This is a genomic window from Seinonella peptonophila (genome assembly GCF_900129355.1).
GTDB classification, from domain to species: Bacteria; Bacillota; Bacilli; order Thermoactinomycetales; family Thermoactinomycetaceae; genus Seinonella; species Seinonella peptonophila.
The window spans coordinates 890608-917212 of sequence record NZ_FQVL01000001.1; the positions used below are offsets into that span (position 1 = coordinate 890608).

29 protein-coding genes are annotated in these 26605 nt (G+C 39.3%); 17 read left to right on the plus strand and 12 right to left on the minus strand.

Features of this window, described 5'->3' with window-relative positions:
• The first annotated feature begins 211 nt into the window (after positions 1 to 211).
• The 5 genes from BUB71_RS04280 (at position 212) to pstB (BUB71_RS04300) (ending at position 4856) form a co-directional block, all read left to right on the plus strand.
• Positions 212 to 1102, plus strand: coding sequence for a phosphate ABC transporter substrate-binding protein PstS family protein (locus BUB71_RS04280; protein WP_073152466.1), 891 nt, complete (start codon positions 212 to 214; stop codon positions 1100 to 1102).
• A 251-nt stretch (positions 1103 to 1353) separates the two neighbouring features.
• Positions 1354 to 2331: a phosphate ABC transporter permease subunit PstC gene (gene pstC / locus BUB71_RS04285; RefSeq protein WP_073152871.1), complete on the plus strand. Its 978-nt coding sequence runs from the start codon at positions 1354 to 1356 to the stop codon at positions 2329 to 2331.
• A complete protein-coding gene (gene pstA, locus BUB71_RS04290; RefSeq protein WP_073152469.1) occupies positions 2331 to 3221 on the plus strand; it encodes a phosphate ABC transporter permease PstA in 891 nt (296 codons plus the stop codon). The genes pstC and pstA overlap by 1 nt, the downstream gene beginning before the upstream one ends.
• Positions 3222 to 3311: 90 nt before the next feature.
• Positions 3312 to 4070 carry a phosphate ABC transporter ATP-binding protein PstB gene (gene pstB / locus BUB71_RS04295; RefSeq protein ID WP_073152875.1) on the plus strand — a complete coding sequence of 253 codons (759 nt, stop codon included), beginning with the start codon at positions 3312 to 3314 and terminating at the stop codon, positions 4068 to 4070.
• 21 nt (positions 4071 to 4091) lie between these two features.
• Positions 4092 to 4856, plus strand: coding sequence for a phosphate ABC transporter ATP-binding protein PstB (gene pstB / locus BUB71_RS04300; RefSeq protein WP_073152879.1), 765 nt, complete (start codon positions 4092 to 4094; stop codon positions 4854 to 4856).
• A 37-nt stretch (positions 4857 to 4893) separates the two neighbouring features.
• Here the strand turns inward: pstB (BUB71_RS04300) and BUB71_RS04305 are convergent, their stop codons facing one another.
• The 3 genes from BUB71_RS04305 to BUB71_RS04315 are packed head-to-tail and all read right to left on the minus strand — an operon-like array spanning position 4894 to position 6758.
• Positions 4894 to 5886 (minus strand): DUF4097 family beta strand repeat-containing protein, encoded by a 993-nt coding sequence (locus BUB71_RS04305; protein WP_073152472.1) that lies wholly within the window; start codon positions 5884 to 5886, stop codon positions 4894 to 4896.
• The gene (locus BUB71_RS04310) at positions 5879 to 6442 is read right to left on the minus strand and encodes a DUF1700 domain-containing protein (RefSeq protein ID WP_073152475.1); all 564 of its coding nucleotides are present in this window, start codon (positions 6440 to 6442) and stop codon (positions 5879 to 5881) included. The genes BUB71_RS04305 and BUB71_RS04310 overlap by 8 nt, the downstream gene beginning before the upstream one ends.
• Complete coding sequence (locus BUB71_RS04315; RefSeq protein WP_073152478.1) at positions 6429 to 6758, minus strand: PadR family transcriptional regulator; 330 nt, start codon at positions 6756 to 6758, stop codon at positions 6429 to 6431. Before BUB71_RS04315 ends, BUB71_RS04310 begins: the two co-directional genes overlap by 14 nt.
• A gap of 190 nt (positions 6759 to 6948) precedes the next feature.
• Between BUB71_RS04315 and BUB71_RS04320 the strand changes: the two genes are divergently transcribed.
• The 5 genes from BUB71_RS04320 to BUB71_RS19405 all read left to right on the plus strand — a co-directional run bounded on the left by BUB71_RS04320 (position 6949) and on the right by BUB71_RS19405 (position 10054).
• Positions 6949 to 7134 carry a gamma-type small acid-soluble spore protein gene (locus BUB71_RS04320; RefSeq protein ID WP_073152481.1) on the plus strand — a complete coding sequence of 62 codons (186 nt, stop codon included), beginning with the start codon at positions 6949 to 6951 and terminating at the stop codon, positions 7132 to 7134.
• A 495-nt stretch (positions 7135 to 7629) separates the two neighbouring features.
• The gene (locus BUB71_RS04325; protein WP_073152484.1) at positions 7630 to 8541 is read left to right on the plus strand and encodes an alpha/beta hydrolase; all 912 of its coding nucleotides are present in this window, start codon (positions 7630 to 7632) and stop codon (positions 8539 to 8541) included.
• Positions 8542 to 8963: 422 nt separating this feature from the next.
• Positions 8964 to 9317 (plus strand): YflT domain-containing protein, encoded by a 354-nt coding sequence (locus BUB71_RS04330; RefSeq protein ID WP_073152487.1) that lies wholly within the window; start codon positions 8964 to 8966, stop codon positions 9315 to 9317.
• 18 nt (positions 9318 to 9335) lie between these two features.
• A complete protein-coding gene (locus BUB71_RS19400; RefSeq protein WP_175552277.1) occupies positions 9336 to 9476 on the plus strand; it encodes a DUF5670 family protein in 141 nt (46 codons plus the stop codon).
• 437 nt (positions 9477 to 9913) lie between these two features.
• Positions 9914 to 10054 carry a DUF5670 family protein gene (locus tag BUB71_RS19405; RefSeq protein ID WP_175552278.1) on the plus strand — a complete coding sequence of 47 codons (141 nt, stop codon included), beginning with the start codon at positions 9914 to 9916 and terminating at the stop codon, positions 10052 to 10054.
• A 509-nt stretch (positions 10055 to 10563) separates the two neighbouring features.
• On the opposite strand, the gene BUB71_RS04335 is transcribed toward BUB71_RS19405, so the two are convergent.
• Positions 10564 to 11463, minus strand: a complete 900-nt coding sequence (locus BUB71_RS04335) for an SDR family oxidoreductase (RefSeq protein ID WP_073152490.1) — start codon at positions 11461 to 11463, stop codon at positions 10564 to 10566.
• 402 nt (positions 11464 to 11865) lie between these two features.
• Here BUB71_RS04335 and BUB71_RS04340 point away from each other — a divergent pair, with 402 nt between their 5' ends.
• Both BUB71_RS04340 and BUB71_RS04345 read left to right on the plus strand, forming a co-directional pair.
• Positions 11866 to 12177: an antibiotic biosynthesis monooxygenase family protein gene (locus tag BUB71_RS04340; RefSeq protein ID WP_073152493.1), complete on the plus strand. Its 312-nt coding sequence runs from the start codon at positions 11866 to 11868 to the stop codon at positions 12175 to 12177.
• Positions 12178 to 12262: 85 nt separating this feature from the next.
• On the plus strand, positions 12263 to 13462 hold the full coding sequence (locus BUB71_RS04345; RefSeq protein WP_073152496.1) for a low temperature requirement protein A: 1200 nt from the start codon (positions 12263 to 12265) through the stop codon (positions 13460 to 13462).
• A 2-nt stretch (positions 13463 to 13464) separates the two neighbouring features.
• On the opposite strand, the gene BUB71_RS04350 is transcribed toward BUB71_RS04345, so the two are convergent.
• Positions 13465 to 13800, minus strand: coding sequence for a winged helix-turn-helix transcriptional regulator (locus tag BUB71_RS04350; protein WP_073152499.1), 336 nt, complete (start codon positions 13798 to 13800; stop codon positions 13465 to 13467).
• Between the two features lie 343 nt (positions 13801 to 14143).
• Between BUB71_RS04350 and BUB71_RS04355 the strand changes: the two genes are divergently transcribed.
• Positions 14144 to 14845, plus strand: coding sequence for a hypothetical protein (locus BUB71_RS04355; RefSeq protein WP_073152503.1), 702 nt, complete (start codon positions 14144 to 14146; stop codon positions 14843 to 14845).
• Positions 14846 to 15123: 278 nt separating this feature from the next.
• Here the strand turns inward: BUB71_RS04355 and BUB71_RS04360 are convergent, their stop codons facing one another.
• From BUB71_RS04360 to BUB71_RS19410, 4 genes are all read right to left on the minus strand, one after another.
• Positions 15124 to 16164, minus strand: a complete 1041-nt coding sequence (locus BUB71_RS04360) for an LLM class flavin-dependent oxidoreductase (protein WP_073152506.1) — start codon at positions 16162 to 16164, stop codon at positions 15124 to 15126.
• Between the two features lie 133 nt (positions 16165 to 16297).
• Entirely contained in the window at positions 16298 to 17344 is a 1047-nt protein-coding gene (locus tag BUB71_RS04365; RefSeq protein ID WP_245815522.1) for an LLM class flavin-dependent oxidoreductase, read from the minus strand.
• 255 nt (positions 17345 to 17599) lie between these two features.
• On the minus strand, positions 17600 to 17860 hold the full coding sequence (locus BUB71_RS04370; RefSeq protein WP_073152513.1) for a beta/gamma crystallin-related protein: 261 nt from the start codon (positions 17858 to 17860) through the stop codon (positions 17600 to 17602).
• Between the two features lie 146 nt (positions 17861 to 18006).
• Positions 18007 to 18168, minus strand: coding sequence for a hypothetical protein (locus BUB71_RS19410; protein ID WP_175552279.1), 162 nt, complete (start codon positions 18166 to 18168; stop codon positions 18007 to 18009).
• A 430-nt stretch (positions 18169 to 18598) separates the two neighbouring features.
• On the opposite strand from BUB71_RS19410, the gene BUB71_RS04375 reads away from it, so the two are divergent.
• From BUB71_RS04375 to BUB71_RS04385, 3 genes are all read left to right on the plus strand, one after another.
• Positions 18599 to 19762: a hypothetical protein gene (locus BUB71_RS04375; RefSeq protein WP_139278969.1), complete on the plus strand. Its 1164-nt coding sequence runs from the start codon at positions 18599 to 18601 to the stop codon at positions 19760 to 19762.
• 295 nt (positions 19763 to 20057) lie between these two features.
• Positions 20058 to 21194, plus strand: coding sequence for a hypothetical protein (locus BUB71_RS04380; protein WP_073152519.1), 1137 nt, complete (start codon positions 20058 to 20060; stop codon positions 21192 to 21194).
• Between the two features lie 108 nt (positions 21195 to 21302).
• Positions 21303 to 21599 (plus strand): hypothetical protein, encoded by a 297-nt coding sequence (locus tag BUB71_RS04385; RefSeq protein WP_073152523.1) that lies wholly within the window; start codon positions 21303 to 21305, stop codon positions 21597 to 21599.
• 222 nt (positions 21600 to 21821) lie between these two features.
• Here BUB71_RS04385 and BUB71_RS04390 read toward each other — a convergent pair whose 3' ends face one another.
• Both BUB71_RS04390 and BUB71_RS19415 read right to left on the minus strand, forming a co-directional pair.
• Positions 21822 to 22103: a hypothetical protein gene (locus tag BUB71_RS04390; protein WP_073152526.1), complete on the minus strand. Its 282-nt coding sequence runs from the start codon at positions 22101 to 22103 to the stop codon at positions 21822 to 21824.
• A gap of 249 nt (positions 22104 to 22352) precedes the next feature.
• Positions 22353 to 22520, minus strand: coding sequence for a hypothetical protein (locus BUB71_RS19415; protein WP_175552280.1), 168 nt, complete (start codon positions 22518 to 22520; stop codon positions 22353 to 22355).
• A 611-nt stretch (positions 22521 to 23131) separates the two neighbouring features.
• On the opposite strand from BUB71_RS19415, the gene BUB71_RS04400 reads away from it, so the two are divergent.
• On the plus strand, positions 23132 to 24373 hold the full coding sequence (locus tag BUB71_RS04400) for a hypothetical protein (RefSeq protein ID WP_073152532.1): 1242 nt from the start codon (positions 23132 to 23134) through the stop codon (positions 24371 to 24373).
• A 189-nt stretch (positions 24374 to 24562) separates the two neighbouring features.
• On the opposite strand, the gene BUB71_RS04405 is transcribed toward BUB71_RS04400, so the two are convergent.
• Positions 24563 to 26008, minus strand: a complete 1446-nt coding sequence (locus BUB71_RS04405) for a hypothetical protein (RefSeq protein ID WP_139278970.1) — start codon at positions 26006 to 26008, stop codon at positions 24563 to 24565.
• Between the last annotated feature and the right edge of the window lie 597 nt (positions 26009 to 26605).

Here is a 26605-nt window from a genome sequence, read left to right on the forward strand (position 1 = left end):
CATAAACGATCTATCGAAATGGGAATTGCATGCTTCATTTATTATAGCATGCCTCTACTATCGTTTCTCTATTTTAAATTTTATTAACATTAATTAAATCGATCTTTACATTTCTTTAACAATAGATTCATTTAGAAACAAAAGATAGAGTGTATTGTTAAAGACAGATAGAGAAAAGATTAATCGATGTAATCGAGGGGGACTCATCTATATGTTAAAGAAAGTGATAGGTATAGGAAGTATTCTTGCCCTAACAATAGGTAGTTTGATCGGGTGTAGCGGGCAAGGATCAACACAGGGACAATTAACAGGAAATCTGACTTCAGTCGGTTCAACTGCTATGCAACCTGTTGTTGAAGAATTAGCAAAAGATTTTATGTCAAAAAACACTGGCGTACAAGTAACTGTACAAGGTGGAGGGAGTGGACAGGGGTTATCTGCAGCAATGAATGATACTGCAGATATTGGAAACTCTGACGTTTTTGCTGAAGAAAAAGATAAAATCGACCCTAAAAAAGTAACTGATCATAAAGTATTTGTAGTAGGGATGGGCCCAGTTGTGAATAAAGAAGTGGGTATCGATCAATTAACACAGGATCAATTAATTAAAATTTTCACTGGAAAAATAACTAACTGGAAAGATATTGGAGGCAAAGATCAAAAAATCGTTTTGGTCAATCGACCAGAAAGCTCAGGTACACGAGCTACATTTGCAAAATGGGCGCTAAATGGTGCAAAAGAGTTTCGTGGTCAAGGCGGAATTGAAGAAGATTCTTCTGGCACGGTTAAAAAGATTGTAAGTGAAACGCCTGGAGCGATTGGTTATCTTGCTTTCTCCTACTTTGACGATAAAGTAAAACCTCTTAAATTAGATGGTGTTGAACCAACAAATGAAAATGTTTATACAAATAAGTGGAAAATTTGGGCTTATGAACACATGTATACGAACAACAATGGTAAGAAAAAAGAAATTGAAGAAGCATTTATCAAACATATTCTGACCCCAGAGGTACAAACAGGAGTTGTAAGCAAATTAGGATATATTCCAGTAACGGAGATGAAAGTGGATCGAGATGCTGCTGGAAATATTAAAAATAAATAACCTTAAGTTGAGAAAACTGAGTATATAAAAGTAGAACATGAATTCTTACAGAAAATGGTTCGCAATGTAGCCGACTTTCAGGCGATACAAAGCCACGACTGTGTAGCGAAGAATAGGCGGTAGTACTGTTTGAGGCGATAGCCGAGTTGATACCGCCCTGAGCAAGCAGTCGTGGCGCCTTGAATACATCTTCGTAGCTTGAACTGGAGGCGAAATGCGTAACCTTGACTCTACAATATCAGAGTAATTTCATGACAGAAAGGATTCGGCGCATGGAGCAAGTAACCAACCTGCCCAATAAAAAGCTGGAAGAAACCTCTCTTGCTGAGGAATTACGTTCTCCTGCTAAAAAATTGATTCGAATAGAACAGCGAGGGAGGATCTATACTCTTCTTAGTGCGTGGATTTTAATTATTACATTATTTTCACTGCTTTTCTTCATCACTTCTAAAGGGATTATGCCATTTATTCATGGCGAAATCACGTTGCAAAATTTCTTTTCGACTCATTGGGGTCCAACAAGCGCCGAGCCAGGCGGACCTTTCTTTGGATCGATCAATTTCATTTTAGGATCACTCATGGTTACACTACTTTCAGCACTCATTAGTGCCCCTTTGGGTATTGGGGCAGCTATCTTTATGACTGAGATTTCACCAAAATTTGGTCGGAAAATCCTTCAACCGGCAATCGAAATACTGGTAGGAATTCCTTCTGTCGTTTATGGATTTATCGGACTTACCCTAATTGTTCCATTTATTCGAAACACGACTGGTAGTATAGGATTTAGTCTGCTAGCAGGTGTAATTGTACTATCTGTCATGATTCTACCAACAATTGTCAGCATGAGTGTTGATACAATTCAATCGATTCCTCAATCATTGCGCGAAGGTTCATATGCACTTGGTGCCACTCGATGGCAGACCATTTCTCGACTCTTGGTTCGCACATCACTTCCAGGGCTTATGACAGGTGTAATTTTAGGGATGGCGCGTGCCTTTGGAGAAGCACTAGCCGTACAAATGGTAATCGGTAATTCACCTAATCTACCTTTCCAACTCATGAAACCAATCAGCACACTTACAAGTGTAATTACACTAAACATGGGCAACACCGTTCAAGGCACCCCTTACAACAGCGTCCTATGGTCGATGGCACTTATCTTATTACTTATGACACTCTTCTTTATTCTATTGATCCGCCTGATGACACAAAGGGGGAAACAAGGCTAATGAATGCAAAACTAACCGATCGGATTGCTACTATCTGCTTTTATCTAATTGCCTTTCTGATCCTTAGTGTACTCGCAATTTTGATTGGTTTCATTCTTTATCAAGGACTTCATGTAATTGATTGGACCTTTATCACACAACCCCCCGGTTCGATCTTAACCGGTGGCGGCGGTGTAGCGCCTCAATTATTTAACTCGTTTTATCTTTTGGTTCTTACGATGCTAATCACGATTCCCATCGGTCTTGGCGGTGGTATCTACATGGCTGAATATGCTAAGCCAGGAAAATGGACACAAATGATTCGATTAAGCATTGAAGTCTTATCATCACTTCCTTCAATTGTTGTTGGATTATTTGGTTTGCTATTATTTGTCCAACTTACAGGTTGGGGATTTTCTTTGCTCTCTGGTGCCCTTGCGCTCTCAGTATTTAACCTTCCGCTGATGGTACGAGTCGTTGAACAAGCGATATCAGCTGTCCCTAAGGAGCAAACAGAAGCAAGTTTAGCCTTAGGTGTGACCCACTGGCAGACGATCATGAAAGTTATCTTGCCTGCTGCACTACCAGGGATTATAACAGGCTTCATTCTTGCATCAGGTCGCGTATTTGGAGAAGCAGCCGCACTTTTGTTTACAGCAGGTATGACATCACCTGTACTCGATTTTACAAATTGGGACCCTTCTTCGCCTACTTCACCGCTCAACCCATTACGCCCCGCGTCTACTTTAGCGGTTCATATCTGGAAAATTAATTCCGAGAGCATTGTCTCGGACGCAAGCAAAATTGCCGCTGGTTCTTCAGCTTTACTGATTATCGGTGTGCTGATCTTTAATCTAAGCGCACGCTTTTTAGGACAATGGTTTTATAAAAAATTAACCTCAACTCGTTAATTTTTCACTACTAAGGAGGAGTTTTACTTGACCAGTCAAGCGGTTTTTCAGTTTCAAACAGCTCAAGAGAATATTCATCCGTTACCGCAGATGGAACAAGTGACCCAACTCGAAGCCAAACAAGTAAATGTATTTTACGGATCAAAACATGCTGTGAAGGATATTCATCTCTCACTTTATAAAAATTCTGTTACTGCTTTTATCGGTCCATCCGGTTGTGGAAAATCAACATTCCTCCGCTGCTTAAATCGTATGAATGATACGATTCCATCCGCTAAGGTTACAGGTGAAATCATGATTGATGGAATCAATATGAATCAGTCGGAACTGAATGCAACACAAATTCGGCGTCATATTGGAATGGTCTTTCAAAAGCCAAATCCATTTATGAAATCGATCTTTGAAAACATTGCTTTCGCACCACGTCTATATGGGGCTTCAAAGGCAGAATGCAAACAGCTTGTTGAGGAAAGTCTGCAAAAAGTAGGTCTATGGGATGAGGTGAAGGATCGACTTCATCACTCTGCACTTGAATTATCGGGTGGACAACAACAGAGGCTCTGCATTGCACGGGCGATTGCCATGAAACCTTCAATCATATTGCTCGATGAACCAACATCTGCACTTGATCCCATTTCCACAAGCAAAATCGAACAACTCATTCTTGAACTAAAGAAAGACTTCACCATCGCAATTGTAACCCACAATATGCAACAAGCAGCTCGAATCTCAGATTACACGGCGTTCTTTTATATGGGTGACTTAATCGAATTTAACCATACCAATCAACTCTTTCATCAACCATCCCAACAAGCAACAATAGATTATTTAACAGGCCGTTTTGGATAAATCAATTTCTTCTTGATAGGAATGATTTTTGTGACAGCAAAAATTGAAGTGCATGATTTTAACCTATTTTATGGAAAAAACCAAGCACTCCATGATCTTAACTTTCAATTAAATGAACGAGAGGTAACGGCTTTTATCGGTCCATCTGGTTGTGGAAAATCAACTTTTCTGCGTAGTATCAATCGCATGAATGACTTGATCCCCAATGTCAAGGTAAGAGGTCAAATCAAAATCGATCAACAAAATGTTTATGATCCTCATCAAGACTTAGTTGAACTTCGTAAACATGTGGGCATGGTATTTCAGCAACCCAATCCATTTCCACTCTCAATCTATGATAATGTCGTCTATGGTCCACGAATTCATGGGATTAGCAAAAAAGCAGAGTTGAATGAAATCGTCGAACGAACGTTAAAACAGGCAAATCTATGGGATGAGGTAAAAGATCGTTTAGATGCTCCTGCACTAGGTTTATCGGGAGGCCAGCAACAAAGACTCGTGATTGCTAGAGTCTTAGCCATACAACCTGATATCATCTTAATGGATGAACCTGCATCCGCACTTGATCCCATTTCTACAGAACGGCTTGAAGAGTTGATCATCCAGCTCAAAGAATCATATACGATTGTAATCGTAACTCATAATATGCAACAAGCACAGCGAATTTCTGATCAAACCGCTTTCTTCCTCAATGGTTATGTGGTTGAATTTGCCCAGACACAGCGGCTCTTTCAACAACCTACACAACAGAAGACAGCTGAATATATCGCCGGACAGTTTGGATAACGTGGAAAAAGCTACACCATAGGAGGTGTAGCTTTTTTTATTTCAACCGAATGTCACCATTGGTCGTGATTACATCAAGCGAAGGGCTATCGGGTTTTACCTGTCCAATACTGCCTTTAATCGAGTGGGAAGGAGCATCTTCAGAATTGGTTATTTGAGTGCTACTAATCGGATACACACTCTTGATGTTACCCACTAAGGAATCAAGTGACACCTGTAAGACAGTTGGTGGTGTAATTGCCCCGATAGTGATATCACCATTTGTTGATTGGACACTATTTTTACCCTTAAACTGTGTCAATTGATCAACTTGGATAGTGCCATTCGTTGATTCTAAATCTAAAGTTGCATCAACTTTATTGATATTGATTGCTCCGCTACTACTTTGACCTGTTACTTGATGACCTTGATAATCTTGTAAATGAATTTCCCCATTTACTGTTTGCATATTTAATGATTCAGCCTTTACTTGCTTGAATCCAATATCTCCATTTTGAGATGTTCCTTCAATCTTCTTCGCTTGAAGATTGGAAAGAGCTAATGCTCCATTGGTTGTTTCTATCTCAATTTGATTTGCTTGTAATAATAAATCAGATTTTATTTCTCCATTTACTGTCTGTAAACGCACTGTTTCAAATGCTTTTTTGGGTAAAAATACTTTTAATTCAAGATTCTGATTGACGCCAAAATCAAATTTCAACCCTTTATCTTCAGTATAATCAACTTGAACAACTAGATTCTCCCCTTCAGACAATGTTATTAGATCAACTTGATCTTTCTTCATAATGGAACCCTTCAACTCCATTTTTACTTGATCACTATTACTCTCTAATATTTGGATATCTGAAAGTTCACTATTAATTTTAATATTTTTCGTCTCTTTCCCATTACTTATTTTTTGTATGTGAATAGGCTTTGCGTCTGCTTTGATTCGTTTTAATAATGGAGCCGCTCCTTGAGACAAAATCACAACTGTTCCAATCATCCCTACAATCAATAAGGCAAGACCTACTTTGATAACATTACTCATTTTTTTGCACTCCCCTGATGAGACGTAGATTCGACTGAAGATAGTTTGTAAACCAACGATAGAATGCTTTAGAAAAACGAATAACCCCAGCTCCAAGCATGAGTCCAATTCCAGCCAACATAAAAGTAATAAAAATTCCGAGCAAGGATAATAGCCAGTCATGTATCCAAATAGCAGAGCCAATCATAGCAAATGGGGTCAAAATGAGCGCAACCGATACAACCATCAAAGCTAATAAAACCCCAATAACTGCAAGGAAAGGCCCGATGACAAAAATCAGATTAAAAAAACCTAAACCCAAAGTTTTAAATACGGCTCTCAATAAATTAGCATATGAATTTTTCTCTTTGGCTTGTCCAAGATAATAATCAGCGAGCAACTCCTTAGATAATTTTCTAGGACTACCTAGTGACGCCAAAATTTCTTGTTCTTCTTTTCCTTCGAACTGAGCATGTTGAAAATGTTCCTCGTAATCAGCTAAAATCTCTTCCCTTTCAGTTGCTGGTAATTTTTCCAAACGTCGTTGTAATTCATTAAAAAAGTCATCCTTCGTCACTCTTGGTTCCCTCCTCAATCAAACGATTAACCCCTGTTGAAAATAATTCCCATTCTTTAATCAGCACTTCAATGTATGTTTTCCCTGATTCTGTTAATTGATAATATTTTCTTGGAGGACCTTCTTGAGATTCAAGCAGATAAGTAGTAAAATATCCATCTTTTGTTAATCGCCTTAGTAATGGATAAATCGTTCCTTCTGCAATCAAGAATTGTTCTGAAATTTTATTTACTAATTCATATCCGTACCGATCTTTTTTCAAAGTGAGAACCAGTACGCATAACGTCAACACCCCTTTTTTAAACTGCACATTCATCAATATCACATCCAATGTTTATCAGCTATTGTATATAACAAGGTACCTGTTTAATAACATTATACAAACAAGTACTAAACATTGCAAGGTACCTATTGAAAAAAACCTAAAATTAATTCCATTTATTAACAAAACAAACTTAGTAAGTCTTTTTGATTCTTGTACATACTAGTTACTGGAGGTGGTACAGATGGCATTTCAAAATAAATCATCTAAAGCTGCTGAAACAAACGTACAAAAAGTACGTCAGCAAAATCAACAATCGACTCAAGGTAATACTGCTAACGAATTTGCTTCTGAAATTACAGATAGCCAAAAAGTTCGTCAGCAAAACCAACAATCTGAGTCAAACAAAAGCCAGTCTATTCAACCTTAGTATCACTTCCTAGAGTATCACTTCTTTACCAGATTCCATCTGCTAAAAAGTAGATGGAATCTTTATATTTCTTATCGAAACAACAAGTGTAACATAATGTTATAATATTATGATAAAAATCATTAGTGAGAAGCACTATAATAACTGGCGAGAACCACGCTGATTATGCTCAACACGTAGCTGTTGGAAATTACCGCATATTGAACTAAGGTTATTGCGGTGATCGGCGACATCAGCAAGGGCACCAAGCCCCATGTTGAAGAGCTTTGAATCACGAACGGGATGCTGTGTGCGTGGTTACTGTTGCTACGGAGTAGCATAGTTCCTCAAAATAGGAACTTTTGTGATGACCTCTGTGCAGATCGTCGGTTCACTAGCCTTCGCACCACGATCCTTGCAATCGTTGCGAGATAGGTGAATGAAATGCAGTAGATCCTCAAACCCGATTGCCGTATCACACAACTGGCTTAATATTAACATCTATGGAGAGATATCATGATTTCTGAAAAAGCGATTCAACGTATGAAACTTTATCATCTACTTGGGGAATTACCGCTTCGATCACGGGAGATATCTGTCGAAGATATCTTGATAGAAGAAAGAGAGCATTACGATTTAGAAAAGCTTTTGCTCGATCTGAATGGAATTGAACTTGTTCCAGCCTATTTTGTTAAACCAAAACATCTTCCAGCAAAAACACCAACTATTCTTTTTAATCATTCCCATGGTGGATTTTATCAATTAGGGAAAAATGAATTATTAGAAGGAAATGTTTACCTTCAGGCCCCTCCCTATGCAGAAGTATTAGCCAGGGAAGGATATTCAACACTGTGTATTGATGCTTGGGGCTTTGGCGAAAGAGCTGGAAAAACAGAGAGCGAAATCTTTAAAGAAATGCTCTGGTCTGGACAAATCATGTGGGGAATGATGGTTTACGATAGTCTAAAAGCAATTGATTATCTTGTTTCAAGACAGGATGTCGACAATGAACGTATCGGTACACTTGGAATGTCAATGGGTAGTACAATGGCATGGTGGATTGCTGCATTAGACACAAGAATAAAGGTTTGTGTGGATATTTGCTGTTTAACTGATTTTCAAGCTTTAATTGACAGTAGAGGATTAGATGAACATGGAATTTATTATTATGTTCCTCATTTAATTAGGAACTTTACAACATCTCAGATTAACGCCCTTATCTCGCCACGACCACATCTAAGCCTAGCTGGTAATTATGATAAATTGACGCCACTTGATGGGTTAAAGCGGATTGATAAAGACTTAAAAGCAATCTATGAAAGCGATAATGCTTCTGAGTCTTGGAAATTACAACGATATGATTCAGGGCATCTGGAAACGAAAGAAATGCGTTCTGAAGTGCTTTCATTTTTACATAGATGGTTGTAATCAATAACTTGAAAGATTAATAGTTTAAAGATTATGGCAACTCTTCAAGCTGCCCTATTTATTTCAATTTCTCCCCAGCATCAATCTACAGATGAAGTCCTCGGTCTTTTCTATTCTTTCCCAGATTCCATCTGCTAAAAAGTAGATGGAATCTTTATATTCATCCATAGATGAAAATGAATCACTCTAGGCTCTGTTTAACGATTTTCTATCTGTCAGACTCCTTCTCTTATTAAATCTTTTAGCACATGCTAGAAATTGTATGATATTTCTTTGAATATCTCTCTATATGAAGCTTTTTTATAAAAATTAGTTTAAATCGATAGTAGAAGGGTAAATTTTTTTACAACCAGCCATAATAAAGGTTGGAAAATCATCCAAAAGCACCCTAGAGTGTTAAATCTTTGAAGGAGGAATTCAACATGAGTAGACCATTACTTCAAGAATTCAGCAAAGATGAACATCTTATATCCGAGGTGCATCGCTTAAAATCACAGGGAGTTAAACAAGAAGATCTATATATTCTCACACATGATCATGATCGAACCTCACGGATCGCTGAGAAAGCAGATGTAAATACGATTGGGATTTCCGAAACAGGTGTTGGTACGGCTATCCAAAATCTGTTCCGTAAAAAAGGGGATGCATTACGTAATGAAATGATTGAGATGGGATTTGATTCCACCGAAGTGGAAGTGTTGGAAGACCATCTGGATAAAGGCCGGATTCTTTTAATCGTTGACACAACGCCTTATTCACAATCGTTATTTCACTAACAGATAGGAGATGATGTCATGCTCTGGTCAATTGTATGTTTCTTGATCGCAGTCTGGTTGATCCTATTCTTGACGAAAAATGTTTTTGGTGGTTTCGTTCACTTATTACTAGGCATCGCAGCAGTACTCCTCATTATTAAACTAGTTGAATATATTTAAAACCACTCATTACGCTGATCCAAATACACATAGCAGCAATATTAATAGCGGAATATTAGCAATATAAAAATAAATGCATGCAATCGAGCTATCTGTAACCACTCATTCTATTTCCCTCACTCCCATGACCTTCGCATCCTTAGATGCATGCTGTTCCAGATGATAGGCAGGAACAGCATGCTTTTTTTCAATTATCTCGCTAAAAATTAGTTTAAATTAATAGTACAAGGGTAAACTTTTTACAACAAGTAATAACAAAAGTTAGGTCTTTATCCAAAAAAACCTATCTTGTTAAATTTTTTAAGTTAATTGAGAAAGAATTAAACAACATTAGGGCGAAAGTTATTGAATATATTAGATAAATGTCATATCCATTTACCATCAACACAATTCCTTATTCACAATCACTTTTTTATTAACACATAGGAGATGATGCCATGCTTTGGTCGATTATATGTTTCCTGATTGTAGTTTGGTTGGTACTATTCTTAACGAAAAATCTTTTTAAAGGACTTGTCCATCTATTGCTAGGTGCCGCAGCAATCTTACTCATCATTAAGCTATTTCAATTTATCTAAAAAGGCACAATACGGAGCACAAGGGATAGAGGCATAAATACATACCAAGCTATCCCTGAAACCAAGCATGTTGTTCCTGTTATATTCTAGGACAGCATGCTTTTTATGAAAGAGCATCTACTCCATTTATCTAGTAAAAAATGACCTTGGGAAATAGGATAGTTCAAATTGAGAAATATCATTTTCATGGCGTAAGGTATTTATAGAAAATATCCGCAAAATTTATAAACATAATTTCAACTGCACCCTTTATCTTACTTAAAAACGGCTAAATTATTGATCGCTCATGGTCTTGGAGTTACACTCGTTCCAGAGATGGTCGCAAACAAAACATCTGAAAGGAATCCACATCATATAAAGCTCGCGTCTACCCCCCACGAACACTTGGATTTGTCTATCGAAAAAGTCATTATCTTCTCCAATCAGCAAAAAATCTATTAGAAATGCAAGAGATATTATTATCACAACCTTGACTAAGGATCAAAGATATTCCGTTTTTTTATCTCTCATTACGTCGTAACCATTTCTCCACCATTAATATGAATAACTTCGCCTGTCACATAGTTTGAATCCTCAGAAGCAAGATAAACATAAGCTGGTGCTAATTCAAACGGCTGACCAGCTCTTTTCATTGGCGTTTCTGCACCAAAGGTTTCAATATGTTTTGCCGGATATGAAGAAGGATTTAAAGGAGTCCAGATCGGTCCTGGGGCAACTGCATTGACACGAATACATTTTTTCACAAGGTTTAAGGCGAGTGATCGAGTAAAAGAGACAATTGCACCCTTGGTAGAAGAATAATCAATTAAAGTAGGTTCTCCCCGATAAGCTGTAACCGAAGTAGTATTGATAATACAACTTCCTTTTTTCATATAGGGCAAAGCTGCTTTTGTTAGATAAAAAAAGGGGAAAATGTTTGTCTCAAATGTTTTACGCAACTGCTTTGCACTTATATCCATAAGATCTTTTTGTGGATATTGCACACCATGATTATTGACAACAATATCAACCTTCCCAAATAATTCCACAGTCTTATTCACAATATATGTAGAATGTTCTTCTTTTCGCAAATCACCAGGAATCAGTATACAATGTCGCCCAAGCTCCTCAATTCTATTTTTCGTAAATTCCGCATCAATATGTTCATCAAGATAAGCAATTACTATGTCAGCACCTTCTTTAGCATAAGCGACAGCTACTGCTCTTCCAATTCCACTATCTCCACCAGTAATGATTGCTACTTGGTCACAAAGTTTATTTGTACCCACATAATGAGGATTTTCAAAAATCGGTGGAGGGTCGAGCAAGTATTCATATCCTGGTTGCCTCATTTGATGCTGTGGAGGGAAGGTTCGTGGTACCTTTTTACATTTCTTTATTTTCCCGATAGGCGGATAATGAGGATACATCATAAGACTCCCTTCATCTTATTTTTTAAAGTCTATTCGACAAAATTTTATGTATGATCCATGAATGATTACCCCAAGATCTGAAATCATTTTAAATTTTTTCAAGAACATAAAATACATTTTACATATGATATTTGTTATTCATTTCAATAAAAAGATATATTCAATTCTGCGGGCTATAAAAAATGTTTAATCAATCATCTAACTTACTTCCTTATAAATTTACTTTAGATGTTTTGACCAGAGAAAACAAAATAAACCGAATATACGGAAAATTATTGATCCATTTCTCTGTTTAAAATGAAACAGTTACTTTCAGGTGCCTACTTACAATCTTTTTTCACACTCAATATAATCAAAAGTGGTAAGTAAATCTTTAAATTTGCAAAAGGAGTCTATTACATGACTATTGAAATCATTCGTTACCGCATTCCAGATGAGCATAAAAAATCTTTTATTCAAGCCTACCAAGATGCGGGAAAATATCTAGAAGAATCCCCAAATTGCCTAGGATTTGAAATCATCCAAGGAGTTGAAGAACCTGAACGATTTATTGTTCGGATTCATTGGGACTCACTGGATGGACATCTTCAATCTTTTCGACAAAGCCCCCAATTTCAAGCTTTTTTCCAACATGTCCGTCCTTTTTTCCAATCAATTGAGGAAATGAAGCATTATGAACAAATTAATATTCATTCCACTTTCAAAAAATAATTTTCCACATGATCAGACCAAAATCCAATTTATGGTCTGATCTTTTTGTATTTTTAAACTTTAGTGAAAAGAGGATGTATAAGTAATGTTTAACCTACATCGAGAAATTTGGTGGAAAAAACCTGATCTGCAAACTGACAAAGATCCTAATAGAAAAACATCATGGCTTGAATTATTCTATGATCTTATTTTTGTTTCGTTGATTGCTAATAGTAGTCATATTTTTGCAAACAACTTATCTTTACAAGGGTTTCGTGATTTTATTATCTTGTTTACATCGGTTTGGCTATTATGGGAAAACTCAACCTTTTATAATGAAAGGTTTGAAGTAAATGATGTTCGACATCGAATCTTTACATTTTGCAAAATGATTCCCTTGGCACTGCTTGCTTATTCTATGCATGACCCATTGAAAAGTCAATATCTACTTTTTGTCTGTTCATTTCTTGCAGTTCGCATGATCCTAGTCTATATGTGGCTCAGTGCGGGTAAAGCTAATGCTTCAGTTCGAGCGCATACCATTCAATCTTCCTGTATTCATATTGGTTCTTCTAGTCTTTGGATTGCTTCGCTCTTTCTTCCGAATTCTGGGAAGTTTCCTCTATTATTTATCGCAATCGCTATTGATTATCTGGTTTCATTAGGGACATTGCGTTTTACAGATCGCTTACCTCAAATCAGTCGCTCTCATCTACCTGAGCGATTTGGATTATTTACGTTACTAGTGATAGCAGAGATTATTATGGGGGTCATCTCTGGAGCCTCTTCACAACATCAACTCACCTGGAAGACTGGGATCCTTAGTATCCAAGGACTGTTTCTCGCCTTTATTATTTGGTGGTCCTATTTTGATCTCATCATTTTTGTCTCGTTTAAGCAAACGATGATAAATATTATAATTTGGACCCGACTTCATCTACCTTTGACGATTTCTATCACTTGCATGGGTACAAGCATGTTACATTTGATCAGTCGTACTCACCAATCAATCGCTAATTATCATTGGTTGCTTGCAGGGTCTGTCTCTTGCTTTCTTTTCATACTTTTTCTTTTAATTATAGTAAGCGATCATTCATCAGCTGCTAATGAGATGAATTTAGAATTCCAACACCGACGCAAGGTATTAATCTATGGGAATTTATTTGCATCCCTTATTTCCTTACTATCTGGATTCATTGCAAAAGATCTACCCTCAACTGTGTATATTTCTATATTCATTTTTTTGATTTTATTCCAGTGTGTACATGGTCTATATATTTGGGTAAGAGCACAACAAGGGAAATAATATTATAGTTTAAGTTGCCAGTTATTTTGTCTTATCCGATTTTCTCCCCACCTACACATGGTTGAGAGTACAGATTTGAGGCTATTCCCGTAATCGGTTAAACTGTACTCTACTTTAGGTGGATTCTGCTCATAATCTTTGCGAAAAATAAGACCATCTTTCTCTAATTGTCTTAGTTGTTCAGTCAGTACTTTCTGTGATATATCAGGAATTTTGCGCTTTAATTCTGCGAATCGCAATGTATGATCAACTAGATGATAAAGAATCAGCGTTTTCCATTTGCCACTTAAAACTTCCAATGTTGCTTCTATCGAACAATTAAATCTTTTGGGTTCCATAATTGATCACCTATTCATCACTATATTAAAAACAATACTTTGATTTTTTTGCCCTTTCTACTTATTATTTCAATCAATAGGGTCTTTTCTTTCATAAACATAAAAATCTAATAAGAAAACTTGGGACTGCGAATTCATCATTACAAGTTATGGACAAATAGAAGCTATCTCTTAATTCAATTTATGATAGATAGTATCCTATCATTAATGATTATACTATTTTCTCCTTTCTAGATTATTTTAATTTCTTATAGTTGTAGGCGTTTTCATTCAAAGAAAGTTTAGTGTATAATCCCATTGGAATAATTTATTATATTCTAGTAACAGGATCGGAGAATAGTTTATGTCAACTAACTGGAACATGCTAGCTGCGATCGGGCAGTTAATTGGAGCAGGAGCAACTTTAATCGGTTCATTGGGAGCCATTTGTGCAGCTTATTATAGTGCTAAATTACTCAAGGAAACTAAAAAATCTCAAAAAGAAAGTATAGAATTAGCATCAGCTCAAGTTAAGCTTACAGAAAAACAGTCAGAACTTGATCTTCGACTCTCTTGGAATATTGACCAAGAGAATGCTCTTCTGGTTATACGAGCAATTAATATTAAATCAATACCTGTAGAAATTGAGGCGGTACGACTTAGTCTTTTCTCTGTTGATAATGAGCATCCCATTGAGTTACCTTCAGAAGAACACTCAAGACCTCAGTTATTGAATTCTGGTCAGAAAAAAACAATATGTCTGACACCACAATCATTATTTGATTATTGTAGTCATATATATAGAGACAATTTTAGTAATCACCTTTTAGATTCTGATGCAGGAAAACCTGAGTTTACATTGACTTCATCTTTCATGGACTCTGTAGGTACTTCACATGAACTCACAATTGATTTCCAATTATTCATAGAAAAAGGTAAAATCCAATACAAATGCTATGATAAAGATAAAGATGATATTCTTTGTTTAGATATTACGAAACAACTAGCAAAAAATATTCTGGATCATGTCACACGCGAACACTATTTAGATTTGCAGAGAATTTAGGGATTATACTACTAATAGCGCCAATTCAACTATTTCCTGTTGTAACAAGTCGTTAAAGGTTCAAATACATGAGATAAGAACATTGTGGATATATTTTCCTAGAGGTTAGATTGTCTAGGAATGATAAATCTATTAGTTATACTCAATAGTTCAATGAGTAAATATCTCTGTTGCCCCTGATCACTAAAGAAAAAAACATTCATTAGCTTTCTATTAAAATGAAGCACTTTATACATTAAGAAAAGTGCTTCATGATTGTGAAGATGGAAATGCGCTTATCATCCTCTGAAGTTCGGCAATACTAATTCAGCAACTTGATATGCTTCTTCTAAATTCGGAACACCTGAAAACACAAAGGTACTTACACCTATATCAATATACTCTTGTAAGCAGCTCGTTACGGAATCAGGATCACCAACGACGGCAACCGGTCCTAGATGCAATAATTGTGTTCCAGCCCATAAATGCTCTGTTAAATGTAACGAACCACTCTCCTCAATCGCACTCGTTCTTCTCTTTATACAATCAGACTCATTATTCAATAACGTCTTTTTAAATTGTTCAATTTGGTCTGTGCTGACATGTTTAATCATATTGTTGGCGATTTCCCAAGCATGCTCTTCTCTTTCTCGAACAATTATATACATGCACATCCCAAATCGAATCTCCCGATTATATTTCTTTGCCTTTTGGCTAACAATATCTACAATTTCTTTGGCCTTTTCTGGTGTCTCGCCAAATAATAAATAGACATCTGCATACTTTGCTGCAATCGTAAGAGCGATCTCAGATGTCCCACTCATATAAATGGGTGGATGTGGTTCTTGAACAGGAGGAAACTGTAATTTTGCAGCGTTTACAGAGATATATTTACCCTCATAAGTCACTTCTTGTCCTGACATAAGTCGGTTAAATATTTCAAGGAATTCTCCTGTATGTTCATATCTTTGATCATGGTTGAGAAAAACTCCATCTGCTTCTAATTCATGAGAAGAAATACCAGAAACAATATTGAAAGAAACTCTACCTTGAAACATTCGATCAAATGTAGCCGCCATCCTTGCTAACACAGAAGGGGTAATGGAACTTGGGCGCTGAGCTAAGAGAAACCGAGCATGTTTCGTTAAACTTGCTACAGCAGAAGCACTCACCCAAGCATCTTCGCAGTGACTTCCTGATCCTAAAAACATTGCATCATATCCTAAAAAATCAATTGCCTGTGCGACTTGTTGCAGATACGAATGATCAGTGCCACGAGTTTTTCCTTCTCCGATATATCTTCGATCTCCCTGTGTTGGCAACCACCAAATGATTTCCATATAATACCTCCGCACTTCATTACTTCAGGTAAATCTTATGTTACTAAAATAAAAACAATATTCTTCCTCGTCTGAATATATTTAAGTGATGTGAACAAACACTCTTTCCTTCTGTTTTACAAACTTTCTTCCATCATCCAAATTTTTTACGCAACTTTGGTAAAACAAGTTCTGCAATTCGATAGGATTCTTCTAGGTGGGGAATTCCCACTATAGCAAAAATCTCCGTACCCATTTCTACATACCTATGTAAGGATTCCATCACCGAATCCGGATTACCTACGACTGCAAATGGTCCAATATTTACTAATGATGTACCTGCCCACAAATGGTCATCAATCATTAATGATGCATTTTCTTCCATGATTTTTGTTTGACGATTCCGACCCTGAGAATCAAATTTAGTGGATAATATTTGATTAAACTGTTTAATGTCTTCTATACGAATATGCTTGATTAATTCATTTGCAGCCTCCCAAGCATCCTCTTCTTTCTCACGCACAATTATATAGAGCCCAAGCGCAAACCGAACATTCCGGTTATATTTCTGAGCTTTTTTACGAACTGACTTAAATAATTCTTTCGTCTCATTGTATGGCTCTCCAAACGTTAAATAAATATCTCCATATTTAGCTGCAACGGACTGACCCACATCAGAGGCACCCACACAAAAGATTTCCGGATGTGACGGTTGAGGGGGAAATAATAATTGTGCTTCTTCTGCTCGAATATACTGACCCTGAAAATTTACTTTTTTTCCGCCTAACAATGCTTTAAAAACCTCTAAAAATTCGCCTGTATACTCATACCTTTGATCATGACTCAAAAAAACACCATCTTTTGCCAGTTCTTCTGGAGATGCCCCCGAAACAATATTTAACGCAATTCGACTTTCGGAAATTCGATGAAAAGTAGCTGCCATACGAGCCGCAGTAAACGGGGAAATCACACTCGGTCGAAGTGCAATCAGAAATTTAGATTTTTGGGTTGAATGAATGAGAGAAGATGCCGTTACCCACGGGTCGTCACAGTAACTACCTGTACCTAAATACATTCCATCATATCCTAGAGAATCAACTGTTTTCGCAACCTGTTCTAAATACTCAAGGTTTGTATTGTTGTTTCTCTTATCAGCCCCAAAATAACGACTATCACCTAAAGTTGGTAACCAATATAACACTTCCAAAATGAAATCATCCTCCAGCAGTTTCACACCATCATATTATGAATTTATCAACGAAATTTCCCTATAACAAATATTGTTTCTATTACTCTCTTCCTTTTTCATATCATTCTTTTCACAAAGCCTTACTTCAAAAATAACGAATTTTCATCTTAATGATCCCCCAAAAAAACTGACTCAAATCCTACTAATAGGAATAAAAGTCAGTTTATCCTAAATATCACAACATCTCGTTAAAAACGAGCGTTGCAACTACTCAAACTTTACACTTGAAATGATATCATTGAAGTTAGCTGAATCTACTAGGTTGCGAAGCCGATCTCCACCATATAAAACCAATGATCTACCTTGGTAATTTGCATGTTCATACAGAGTCACCTTATTGACTGTGTAATCTACCTTAATCGAAGAAGCTAAATCATTAAAATCAGAGATAAAATCTACATTTCCCATAATGGTCTTTTGCCTACCCCCAAAGTCCACATGTTCATACAAAATAATACCTCCAGCCATGAAAACGCCTCCTTTAAAGGTAAGATTACATTTATTATCATTCCCATTATCGATATGTTCCAAACAGAATAATCCAAAAATTATCAATATTAATAAATATATTGTTTCGCGATGCGATGATTCGAGTATTTGATCCAATTTCTCAATCAACAAAATATACCAGTCACAGTTTTGTTGATTTGCTCGTTTACCTCGTCTTCAGTGAATATCTTAATTTCTGTACCTGTATCTTTAACATCTTCGGCAGGATTCGTATTTTGTAACGCTAAGTTTTCCGTGTTGACATGTAAATCATCTTCTTTGCTCATTAACTTTTAATATCTTCAAACGGTTTGGACATAAAAAACATGATAGTTTAACGAATTATCGACGGTCTTATTTTTATCTCATTACACGCATTACAAAATTTTTATATGCGATTTTTTTGATAGCCCTCGTGGAAATTTTCGCTATTATATTATAAAAATTAAATAATAGAAGAACACTATTAATAAAAAAATTAACTATATAATTTTGTTTTGTCATACAATTTATATGATATAATATTTAACAAATCATATACCCATCTTACAACCAACACAGAATTTTGGTTGTAATCCAGTTTACTGGAGCAATCACCCTCTAAAACAGAAAGAGGTGGAAACCTCAGTCACAGGTTGTTTCAGAACGCTAGATGGGTTAATCGTCAACCCTCACATGGATGGAGGTACAGTGAACTTCCAGGACAGGGGAGGCGGGATGATTTCCCGTTTCCTCAGAAGTAACAAATGGTTCACACGTAATGTGATCCTGACAATCCTGGGGTCTTCAATCTTTGCCTCAGGTTACGTGTTCACCTTTCAGGGAACAAACAACCTGATCGGCAAGAATTTAGGGCTTGACTTCGTAGCACCGTTGGTGCTCTGGCTCTACATCGTAGGAGAATGCTCCACAATCATCAGTGGGGTTCTGATCCGCCGGTACAACGCAAAGGTTGTTACACAGACGGCGGTCATCTGCATGGCATTAGGAGCCTGGGCTTGCGCTCACGCCACCTACTCGCTGCTGACCATGGCGGCGGCTTATGCCTTGTATTCAGCAGCGCATTTCGCTGCTTTTACCGCCATCGCGACAATATGTCGCATGTCGATGCCAGCTGAAGTCAATCAGCAGCGGCGTGGAGGGAGCGTCTACGGTGGAGCAAGCTACATTCTCGCTTCTCTATCGGGCTACGCGATCCCGCTTGTCATGACCTCTGTAGGTGTCTGGGAGCGGGTGTCCATTGGCATCTCTCTTCCCATCCTGCTCATTCTCTGGTTCGTCAAACTGCCAGAGAATATGCAGCCTTCAACAGAGTATTCGCTCACGGTTCGCGGGTTCGCTAGGGAGCTGTTCGACTTCGGATCGCTCCGCGTGGTGTGGCCGCACTCTGTCATCATTGTGGCGAACACCATTCTGCTCATCTTCCTTCCACTCACTGCGGGTACAGATGCTGGAACTCTGCTGTTCTGGTATTTCCTAACCTGTGGTGTCGCGGGGATCTTCTTCCCTATCCTGATAGCAGAGCGCAAGAGCGATTGGCTGTCCAGTCAGTGCAGTTTTCTCTTCGCTGGGAGCTCGATGGTTTTACTCTTCTTCGGAGGGGGGAACTACCTGCTCAATCTCTCTGCTGTTATTCTGCTCGGACTGTCCATCGGGCTGAGTCGAGTTGCCACCTCGCAGCTCGGCGCAGACGATGCTCAGCTCTCTGGAAGAGGCGTTTCGACCTTCTACAGTGCTGGTATCAAGTTTGGCCAGCTCATAGGCAGCGCACTAGGTCTTCTGCGCCCCTGGCTCGGTGATTGGTTCTGGTGGACTCCAATCCCGCTGCTCGTTGCTGCATTCGTCTACATGACGATTCAGAAGCGACAGCGCAACTGTTAAGCACGCATTATAATTACAACTAAACATGAACGGTAAGATAGAAAACAACAACAATTAAATAGCAAACGTTAAATAACAACTACAACTAAATAGCAGCAATAACAACAATAAAATAATAACAGCATATTGCAGATCCATGTGATGTGATTGACGAGAAATCCTTCGTTCCGAGCCATGGTTAGCTTAATAGCTAGCCTAATTGGCTTGTCAAAAAGGTTATGATGACACGGTTCCGCTATCAAAAATGGCAAACTAAAATATCTGGATGATTGATCCAATAGTAAAGGGGGATAATATGAGTTTTCGACTTAAAATACCGATTCCTTCAACTGGAACTTTAGGAGATGGTCAGATTACAAGCGATATTTATTTGCGGACCATCTTCACAGATCGTGACAGCTCTGCTCTTTTTACCGTAATGTTAGGCTATGCTGAACAAATACTAGGGAATAATCCACAAATCGTTAAGAACGCAACAATATATCAAGATAAACGATTTCTTGACGCATACGAAGTAGGGCAGGTAATCGCGGGAAAGGATGTGAATCCTGATCATCGCATCGATACTCGTCTAATTGGAAGAAGAGATAATCATCCGTTGCAGAGTAGAGTGATGAATAATTTCCCTCGACAATTCCCGGATATACCAAAAGAATGTAACCCTCTGGATAAAAACTATGATCCTACTCAATTGCATCTTATGTTTATCGGCTTTATGAGTGCTTTTGTAGAAAGAGAAGATGAACAAAAACAGATAGATTCATTATTAAAGGAATATGGGGGATCAAGTTTACATTTTCTATCATCATCTTACCAAATAGGGAGGGAGTTTGCCCGTTCCCATTTAAATTGTTTAGGTTTAGTTCATAAAGTATTACAACAAATCGTTTCCGCAGATCGAGCTGATCTCTTATATCTTATGTTTCATGAACCGACTTTGAAACAGATCATCAACATGTCCCCAGATGCTCGTAAAATCTGTGAAATAGGTTCAGCCATATTATCTCCTCATGAGCATCAATCTGCTGACCATATTGGACCAATCAATCTCGAAGCGATCCCTCCATTTAAAATGGTAGGAGGAATAAGAAAACCAGCGCTTGAAGAAATCGAGCCAATAAAAAAGATTCGTCAATGGAGAGAGAAGTCACCTAAAGCAGTTCCAAATATTCCTCATGGATTTAGAGGAGCTGTTGAGCAAGGTGATTTGGCTAGTATTCGTGTTTTTGGTAGAGGGGTCAATAAATTTGCTCGTGGGAAAAGTGTGAATATCCCTAATAAAAAACAAGTTTTACTGCCTTATTACTTAACCAATACAGAGGGTAGCTGGTCAATCCCATCTTTGGAAACTGCTGGATACGAGTTTGCTGATCACCAGTGTTCCAAAACAAATATGATTGAAAATATGAGAAGAAGCGATAAAGGAAGATAATGCAAATAGAGTGATAGGGACTCTTTATCGTTCGAATGAGAAATAACATTGGAACACAACAATATAGTCGATATTCTTTGAAGAATGGATGCTAGAGAGAGGGATATTATGGATAACAACCATCTCATTTCTACCCAGTTTCTCCCCAAAGGTATGAACATTACAGGAATACTAGAATCCGGTTTGCGAATTTCTGGACCCGCAATTGGAAATCGATTTTTAGGAAGCCACAATTCTACTTTAACCTCTTCTATAACTAATAAATCATCCGAGTCCTTAAATGGTTATATCATTTTAGTACCAGATGGAGATAAAATAGAACAATCGGTACCTTTTATTGCTTTAAATGATCCAAAAATAAATAGGATTGATTTATGCCAATATAATCCTGCCAAAGATACATGAACACAGCTCTGTTCAGTATCAGGAGATTCATTCATTTTTGCAGGAAGACGAAAAATAGAGGTTCTACATAGACCTTTGGTCGTGACCGTTCCGCTGATGCAGCTCCGCAAATGGACCATCAGATCACTTATGTAAGATCACCTTCTTAGATCATTATATAGCATAAATAAACTCGTCTACTCCTTTCTATAGACGGATTTTTAGATTATAGATCAAGCTATTTTAAGCAACTGTGATAAGCCCTATTTCTTTCCTCAAATGCTGTTCGAGTTGCTTCAACTGTTCTTTATTCCCATACTCCAATTGATATAAATCATCCTCGATCCGTACAAATAACATACATTCTCCAGCAAATGGATGATCGTATGGATTCCACAACCATTGTACTTCCTCAAGCTCTGATTTAATCTCGTCAAAGCATTCGTACTTCTTCTTCATTCGGTTCAGACGATCAGTAAAGGCTTTATTGATTCGCTCGTTTACTTCATCCTCGGCAAAGGTCATAATTTCTTGACCTGTATTGATTACATTCTCGGCAGGATTTGTATTTTGTAACTCTCATTTATTTTCATTTGACATATAAATCATCTCCTTACTCATTAGCTTTTAATGTCATAGATGGATTGGAAGCAAAAAACACGACAGTTTAATGACGTATCGGAGGTCACTTTTAAACGCAGAAGAACCGTGCCTCCCTACTCTTACTTACGAGTAGGTATGACACGGGCTTCTATGTCTGCCTTGCAGATCCAGTTACTTCGTCCTTCCTAGGCAGTATGCAACCACTATCGCCGCGACGATGACGAGTGATTGAATTACACCAAAGATGACCGCACCCACCTCGAAAAAGACTTCTTCAAGACCTACCAGTCCGAGAAGGAGGATGCCCATGACTACCTTCAGAAACTTACGATCACTCACACTATCCTCCGAGTAACGGGTCGCTTTGTTTGAGTCCACTTATGTCCCCATCAGGGCTTCAATATCGTGGACATATCGTTGTTATTAATATTTAATCACATATTTACACTTCAAAAAATATAGTAATCACTATTTTCCATTCAACTCTTTAATTTGTGGAGGTAAAGATTCCAGATTCCTCACTGGAAACACATGGTGTTTACAGGATGGATGAAAGATTTCCTTAAAACCATACGCTCTCAAATCGGACAAAAGCGGATAATCGCTAGGTGCATCTGCCGTCAGCCGAACAATCTTCCCTTCCCATTTCCGGCAACTTGCATGCTTCGAATTATGAGAAGAAATCACCCTGTATAAAGCATCTCTCTTTAATGACTCATTCATGGTTCCTTCAAGATGAGACTGAAAAAAGTGATACTGATTTCTTTGCAGAAATGGCAATTCCTCGACCATTTAAATGTGACAAGATAGACTATAATAAGATTAATTAAGTGCAATTCCAGTCAAATCAACGTATAAACCGATACGTTGAATCCGCAATATGCTTCATCGCGGAGCGTTTGGGTTTTCTAGGAACCTCAAAGCCCTAGCCGGAGAAAAAGGAAGGCATCATGCGTAAGATGCTACTATTCGTCCTCGGCCTAAGCATGCTGTTCGCAGCATTCAATGGTTTTTTTAAAGCGCCTCTCAGTCGAGCCATGGCAGAAGCCGGGTTAAAAGATGAGGTCCATTGGATCGAAGGGGGATACTCGAGTGGTGTCCTTTGTGGGAGCATTATTTACGCCATGGCGAAGAATAAAAAGGTGGTGAACTGGCTCATCTGGGGTTCCGGTCTGATGGTACTTTCCATACAGGGATTCGGATTCCTACTGTGGCTTTCACCAACGTACTGGTGGATCTTGCTTCTGCTGCGCACGATGTCCGGGATTGTGATCTCGATTGTCTTCGCGTCGGTGTCAGAGATGTATCATAGATCGCTTCCTGTAGCTGACAATGCGCATCGGTTGGGCATCGCAATGCGAGTCTATCTCAATGTGGTCATTTGGGAACTGTTTGGCATCCTCGGTTACTGGGTGATCGATCGAGAGATCCCGCTGATCGTGTGGGCACTTTGCGGTGAGATGTTCCCTCTTACGATTTTTTTCCTCGCTTGGCTGAAGCGGGAGGATCTGAGTCGAGAAAAGAGGGTTAAGCCACAGAGCATAGATCCGCAACTAAACGGACAGCCCCAGATCAATTGGTATAAGCTCCTACTGTTGTCAATTGGGGTACTACTCCCCTTTGCCATCGTAGAAGAGCTGACGCTGGTCATAATACCGCTTTATATCGAGTCAGAGTGGGTGAAGTTTATCCTTCTCGGGTCGACCTGTGGTATGTTCCTTGGCCAATTGATAGCTGCGATGGCGCCACCGAAGTGGAACCGACAGCTGATCTACGGGAGCCTGCTTGTGTTGACATGCTCCTTCGTGCTGTTAGCGATCACCGAAGCGTCGGAGATCGTCTTCCTAGCGCTTCTGTTGATTAGCATGATGCACAATATGGTGACGAACATCGTCGGACAGACGCTATTCAAGCTGAAGACCGGCAAGTCGCTGGTCATCGGTATTCCTTCAATCGTGAACGGGATCGGCTATACTGTGGCCACCTTCGGCTTCGGTTCGCTCGCCGTCCATGTAGGGTACCAAGCGATTTGGGGCTGCATGCTCCTGCTCTTGCCCTTCTCTACGACCACAGTGCATTATGGCCGCTCATATCTGAAGAGCGAGAATTACAGTTATGCCTCATGGATCGTCGCGTTGGCCATTCGCTATGTAGTTTGGAGGCGATGGCTGACGCTCAGTGTCCAAGGGTAGATAGGGATACCTTAGCGAGAACGTATACCAAAGACCCCAGTCGCGCGTCATACGCTGTTGACAGGGGTTTTTGGTTTGCATTTTTTGCAGTGGATTGTTTAGTTGGGAACAGTAATTTTCACCCCTCTATCTTGTTTCGCAACAAGACAGAAGGGTGAAAGCCGTGTAAAACGACTCACCGCCCGCACCTCACTTGAGCACTGACTTGGACATGGAGGCAAGTTGCCGCTTTGCGACAACCATGAAGGCGTTGTAAATAACGATCACGCTAATTGCTGCCATGGGGGTCGGCAGCAACATCACCGCTCCCGCTGACAGCAGGAGTTGACCTACCATACGCGCGAGAGAATTGAGAAAGAGGGTCTGCATCTTACCTGCTCCTTGAAGGGCAAGCTCCAACACGGCGTTCAGGGAACAGGTATACCAACCAGCGGCACCCAATCCGAAGAACGCGAGCAGATAGAGTCCGCTCTCCATTCCTACCTTTGGAGGCAAGTAGATGAGGCTGAGAACGGCGACCACCAGCAGGCTTGCCGGGAAGCAATACCTAACCAGCAGGCGGCTGGAGTATGCTGTGCAGAGTTTGCGATCAGTGTCGTACTCCATCCGGAGAGCCTTAATCTGGGTGGGATTCTTTTTCGCGCTACCCATCAGGGTGGCCACTCTCGCATGCATGACAGTTCCTGCTGCCAAGCCGACTGAACCGATGAGCGGTGGAAAGATCATCGTCCAGAGCCGATAGGCAGACAGTACTGCCACCCCCAATGGATCGATGAGGAAAATCATGAGGAATGGAAACGAGCGATAGCAGGTCTCCTTCAACATCATGTTTCCGCCGCTTTCACCCCACAACTGAGCTTGTACGTCGCGAGTCAGGCGCCAGCTTGCTTTCACCTGGTTCAACGCATTCCTTCGAAAGCGCATCCAGAGGTAAGCGATTCCGACGATCTGGGCGGTGATTGTTCCCACCGTCGAGCCGACCAGCCCCCATCCTGCCCCGACGATCAGCAGTGGATCGAGGATCAGGTTTACCCCGAAGATCAAAATCGCCCCGTTTCGAGCATCGTTCGCCTGCCCCACACATCGTAGTGCGACGGCTAAGCACCAGCGAGTGCCTGTGAGGATGAAAAAGCTTCCTCCTGTCAGCACAAAGTAGCTCATAGCCTCGGAATTAACGATGCCCAACCGATGGAGCCAGGACTCAGGGAGGAACTCGGGAACAATGGCGAAGGTCACTCCTAGCAGAACGCCGACACTGGCAATCGTACCCAGCGCCTGGTTCATGAAAGCGCGCGCTCGCGTAGTCTCCTGTTGTGCTTGGATCATCAAAGCTTGCGCCCGCGTAGTCTCCCGTTTCGCATGGAGCATGAAAGCCTTTGCCCGTGCTCTCTTACGTTGAGACTGGAGCATAAAGGCTCTTGCCCGCAGTTTTGCCTGTCGCTCCTCGGCTTCTCGCATCTTTTTTTCAAGCACCTCTGCAGCGCCGAGGTATCCAGGAATAACGGTGAGCATAGCTCCAGCGTTGATCCCAGTCCAGATGGCGCCGAAAATGAGCAAGAACGTGCCAATCTTACTCGACACGCTTACAGCCCATGCCCCGATGAAAATCGGGTAAAGTGTATCTGTAATGCCCAAGAGGTAATCCGCTCCTCTTTCGAGGAACGTGGCTCGGGTCTCTTGTTTGAGCTTACTAGTGAGCTTAGCTCGCTTCATCATGACTCCCTGTCAGCGGCCAATCGTTGCGGGCTCATCTATCAGGACTCCAACCTCGATGAATGAAGTCGGTCGCTTCAAGACGATTTCTTGAAGTTCAGCTAGGTGTTTCTAGTTGTACAAAATTTTCGAGTATTTCTTTCTACATTATCTTATAGGTTAATCTAATAAATCAATAAGAGAAAATCTGATATTTCTCAGATTCTGACGAGGACTTTTTTGTCCGCTACATATGGATATGAGTATTTGTGACCATAAATCCCCCTTCTAACTTGTTTCTCAATGAGATAGAAGGGGGAAAAACATTTAAGTTTAATACGACTAACACGTATACCTACCGTCCTGTTTTGGAGTAGATTAAATTTTTTAAACTTTTTAATAAAGATACCTTAGCAATACAGTCAACTAAAAATATTAATTCTCCTCAATAATCGCGCACAAATTGTTGAAGAAGTCACTTTATACTACTGGCTATAAACATTGAGGCATCTTGGTTCATAAAAATACGATTTCCGCGAT

Coding starts and splice junctions, on each gene's coding strand:
- BUB71_RS04380 (WP_073152519.1), top strand. CDS start 20,058: ATGAGTTTTCGACTTAAAATACCGATTCCTTCAACTGGAACTTTAGGA.
- BUB71_RS04350 (WP_073152499.1), bottom strand. CDS start 13,800: ATGGAACCCAAAAGATTTAATTGTTCGATAGAAGCAACATTGGAAGTT.
- pstB (WP_073152875.1), top strand. CDS start 3,312: ATGGAACAAGTGACCCAACTCGAAGCCAAACAAGTAAATGTATTTTAC.
- BUB71_RS04385 (WP_073152523.1), top strand. CDS start 21,303: ATGGATAACAACCATCTCATTTCTACCCAGTTTCTCCCCAAAGGTATG.
- pstA (WP_073152469.1), top strand. CDS start 2,331: ATGAATGCAAAACTAACCGATCGGATTGCTACTATCTGCTTTTATCTA.
- BUB71_RS04305 (WP_073152472.1), bottom strand. CDS start 5,886: ATGAGTAATGTTATCAAAGTAGGTCTTGCCTTATTGATTGTAGGGATG.
- BUB71_RS04280 (WP_073152466.1), top strand. CDS start 212: ATGTTAAAGAAAGTGATAGGTATAGGAAGTATTCTTGCCCTAACAATA.
- BUB71_RS04390 (WP_073152526.1), bottom strand. CDS start 22,103: ATGACCTTTGCCGAGGATGAAGTAAACGAGCGAATCAATAAAGCCTTT.
- BUB71_RS04355 (WP_073152503.1), top strand. CDS start 14,144: ATGTCAACTAACTGGAACATGCTAGCTGCGATCGGGCAGTTAATTGGA.
- BUB71_RS04400 (WP_073152532.1), top strand. CDS start 23,132: ATGCGTAAGATGCTACTATTCGTCCTCGGCCTAAGCATGCTGTTCGCA.
- BUB71_RS04370 (WP_073152513.1), bottom strand. CDS start 17,860: ATGGCTGGAGGTATTATTTTGTATGAACATGTGGACTTTGGGGGTAGG.
- BUB71_RS04325 (WP_073152484.1), top strand. CDS start 7,630: ATGATTTCTGAAAAAGCGATTCAACGTATGAAACTTTATCATCTACTT.
- pstB (WP_073152879.1), top strand. CDS start 4,092: ATGATTTTTGTGACAGCAAAAATTGAAGTGCATGATTTTAACCTATTT.
- BUB71_RS04335 (WP_073152490.1), bottom strand. CDS start 11,463: ATGTATCCTCATTATCCGCCTATCGGGAAAATAAAGAAATGTAAAAAG.
- pstC (WP_073152871.1), top strand. CDS start 1,354: ATGACAGAAAGGATTCGGCGCATGGAGCAAGTAACCAACCTGCCCAAT.
- BUB71_RS04340 (WP_073152493.1), top strand. CDS start 11,866: ATGACTATTGAAATCATTCGTTACCGCATTCCAGATGAGCATAAAAAA.
- BUB71_RS04315 (WP_073152478.1), bottom strand. CDS start 6,758: ATGAATGTGCAGTTTAAAAAAGGGGTGTTGACGTTATGCGTACTGGTT.
- BUB71_RS04360 (WP_073152506.1), bottom strand. CDS start 16,164: ATGGAAATCATTTGGTGGTTGCCAACACAGGGAGATCGAAGATATATC.
- BUB71_RS04375 (WP_139278969.1), top strand. CDS start 18,599: ATGATTTCCCGTTTCCTCAGAAGTAACAAATGGTTCACACGTAATGTG.
- BUB71_RS04345 (WP_073152496.1), top strand. CDS start 12,263: ATGTTTAACCTACATCGAGAAATTTGGTGGAAAAAACCTGATCTGCAA.
- BUB71_RS04320 (WP_073152481.1), top strand. CDS start 6,949: ATGGCATTTCAAAATAAATCATCTAAAGCTGCTGAAACAAACGTACAA.
- BUB71_RS19400 (WP_175552277.1), top strand. CDS start 9,336: ATGCTCTGGTCAATTGTATGTTTCTTGATCGCAGTCTGGTTGATCCTA.
- BUB71_RS19410 (WP_175552279.1), bottom strand. CDS start 18,168: ATGAGCAAAGAAGATGATTTACATGTCAACACGGAAAACTTAGCGTTA.
- BUB71_RS19405 (WP_175552278.1), top strand. CDS start 9,914: ATGCTTTGGTCGATTATATGTTTCCTGATTGTAGTTTGGTTGGTACTA.
- BUB71_RS04330 (WP_073152487.1), top strand. CDS start 8,964: ATGAGTAGACCATTACTTCAAGAATTCAGCAAAGATGAACATCTTATA.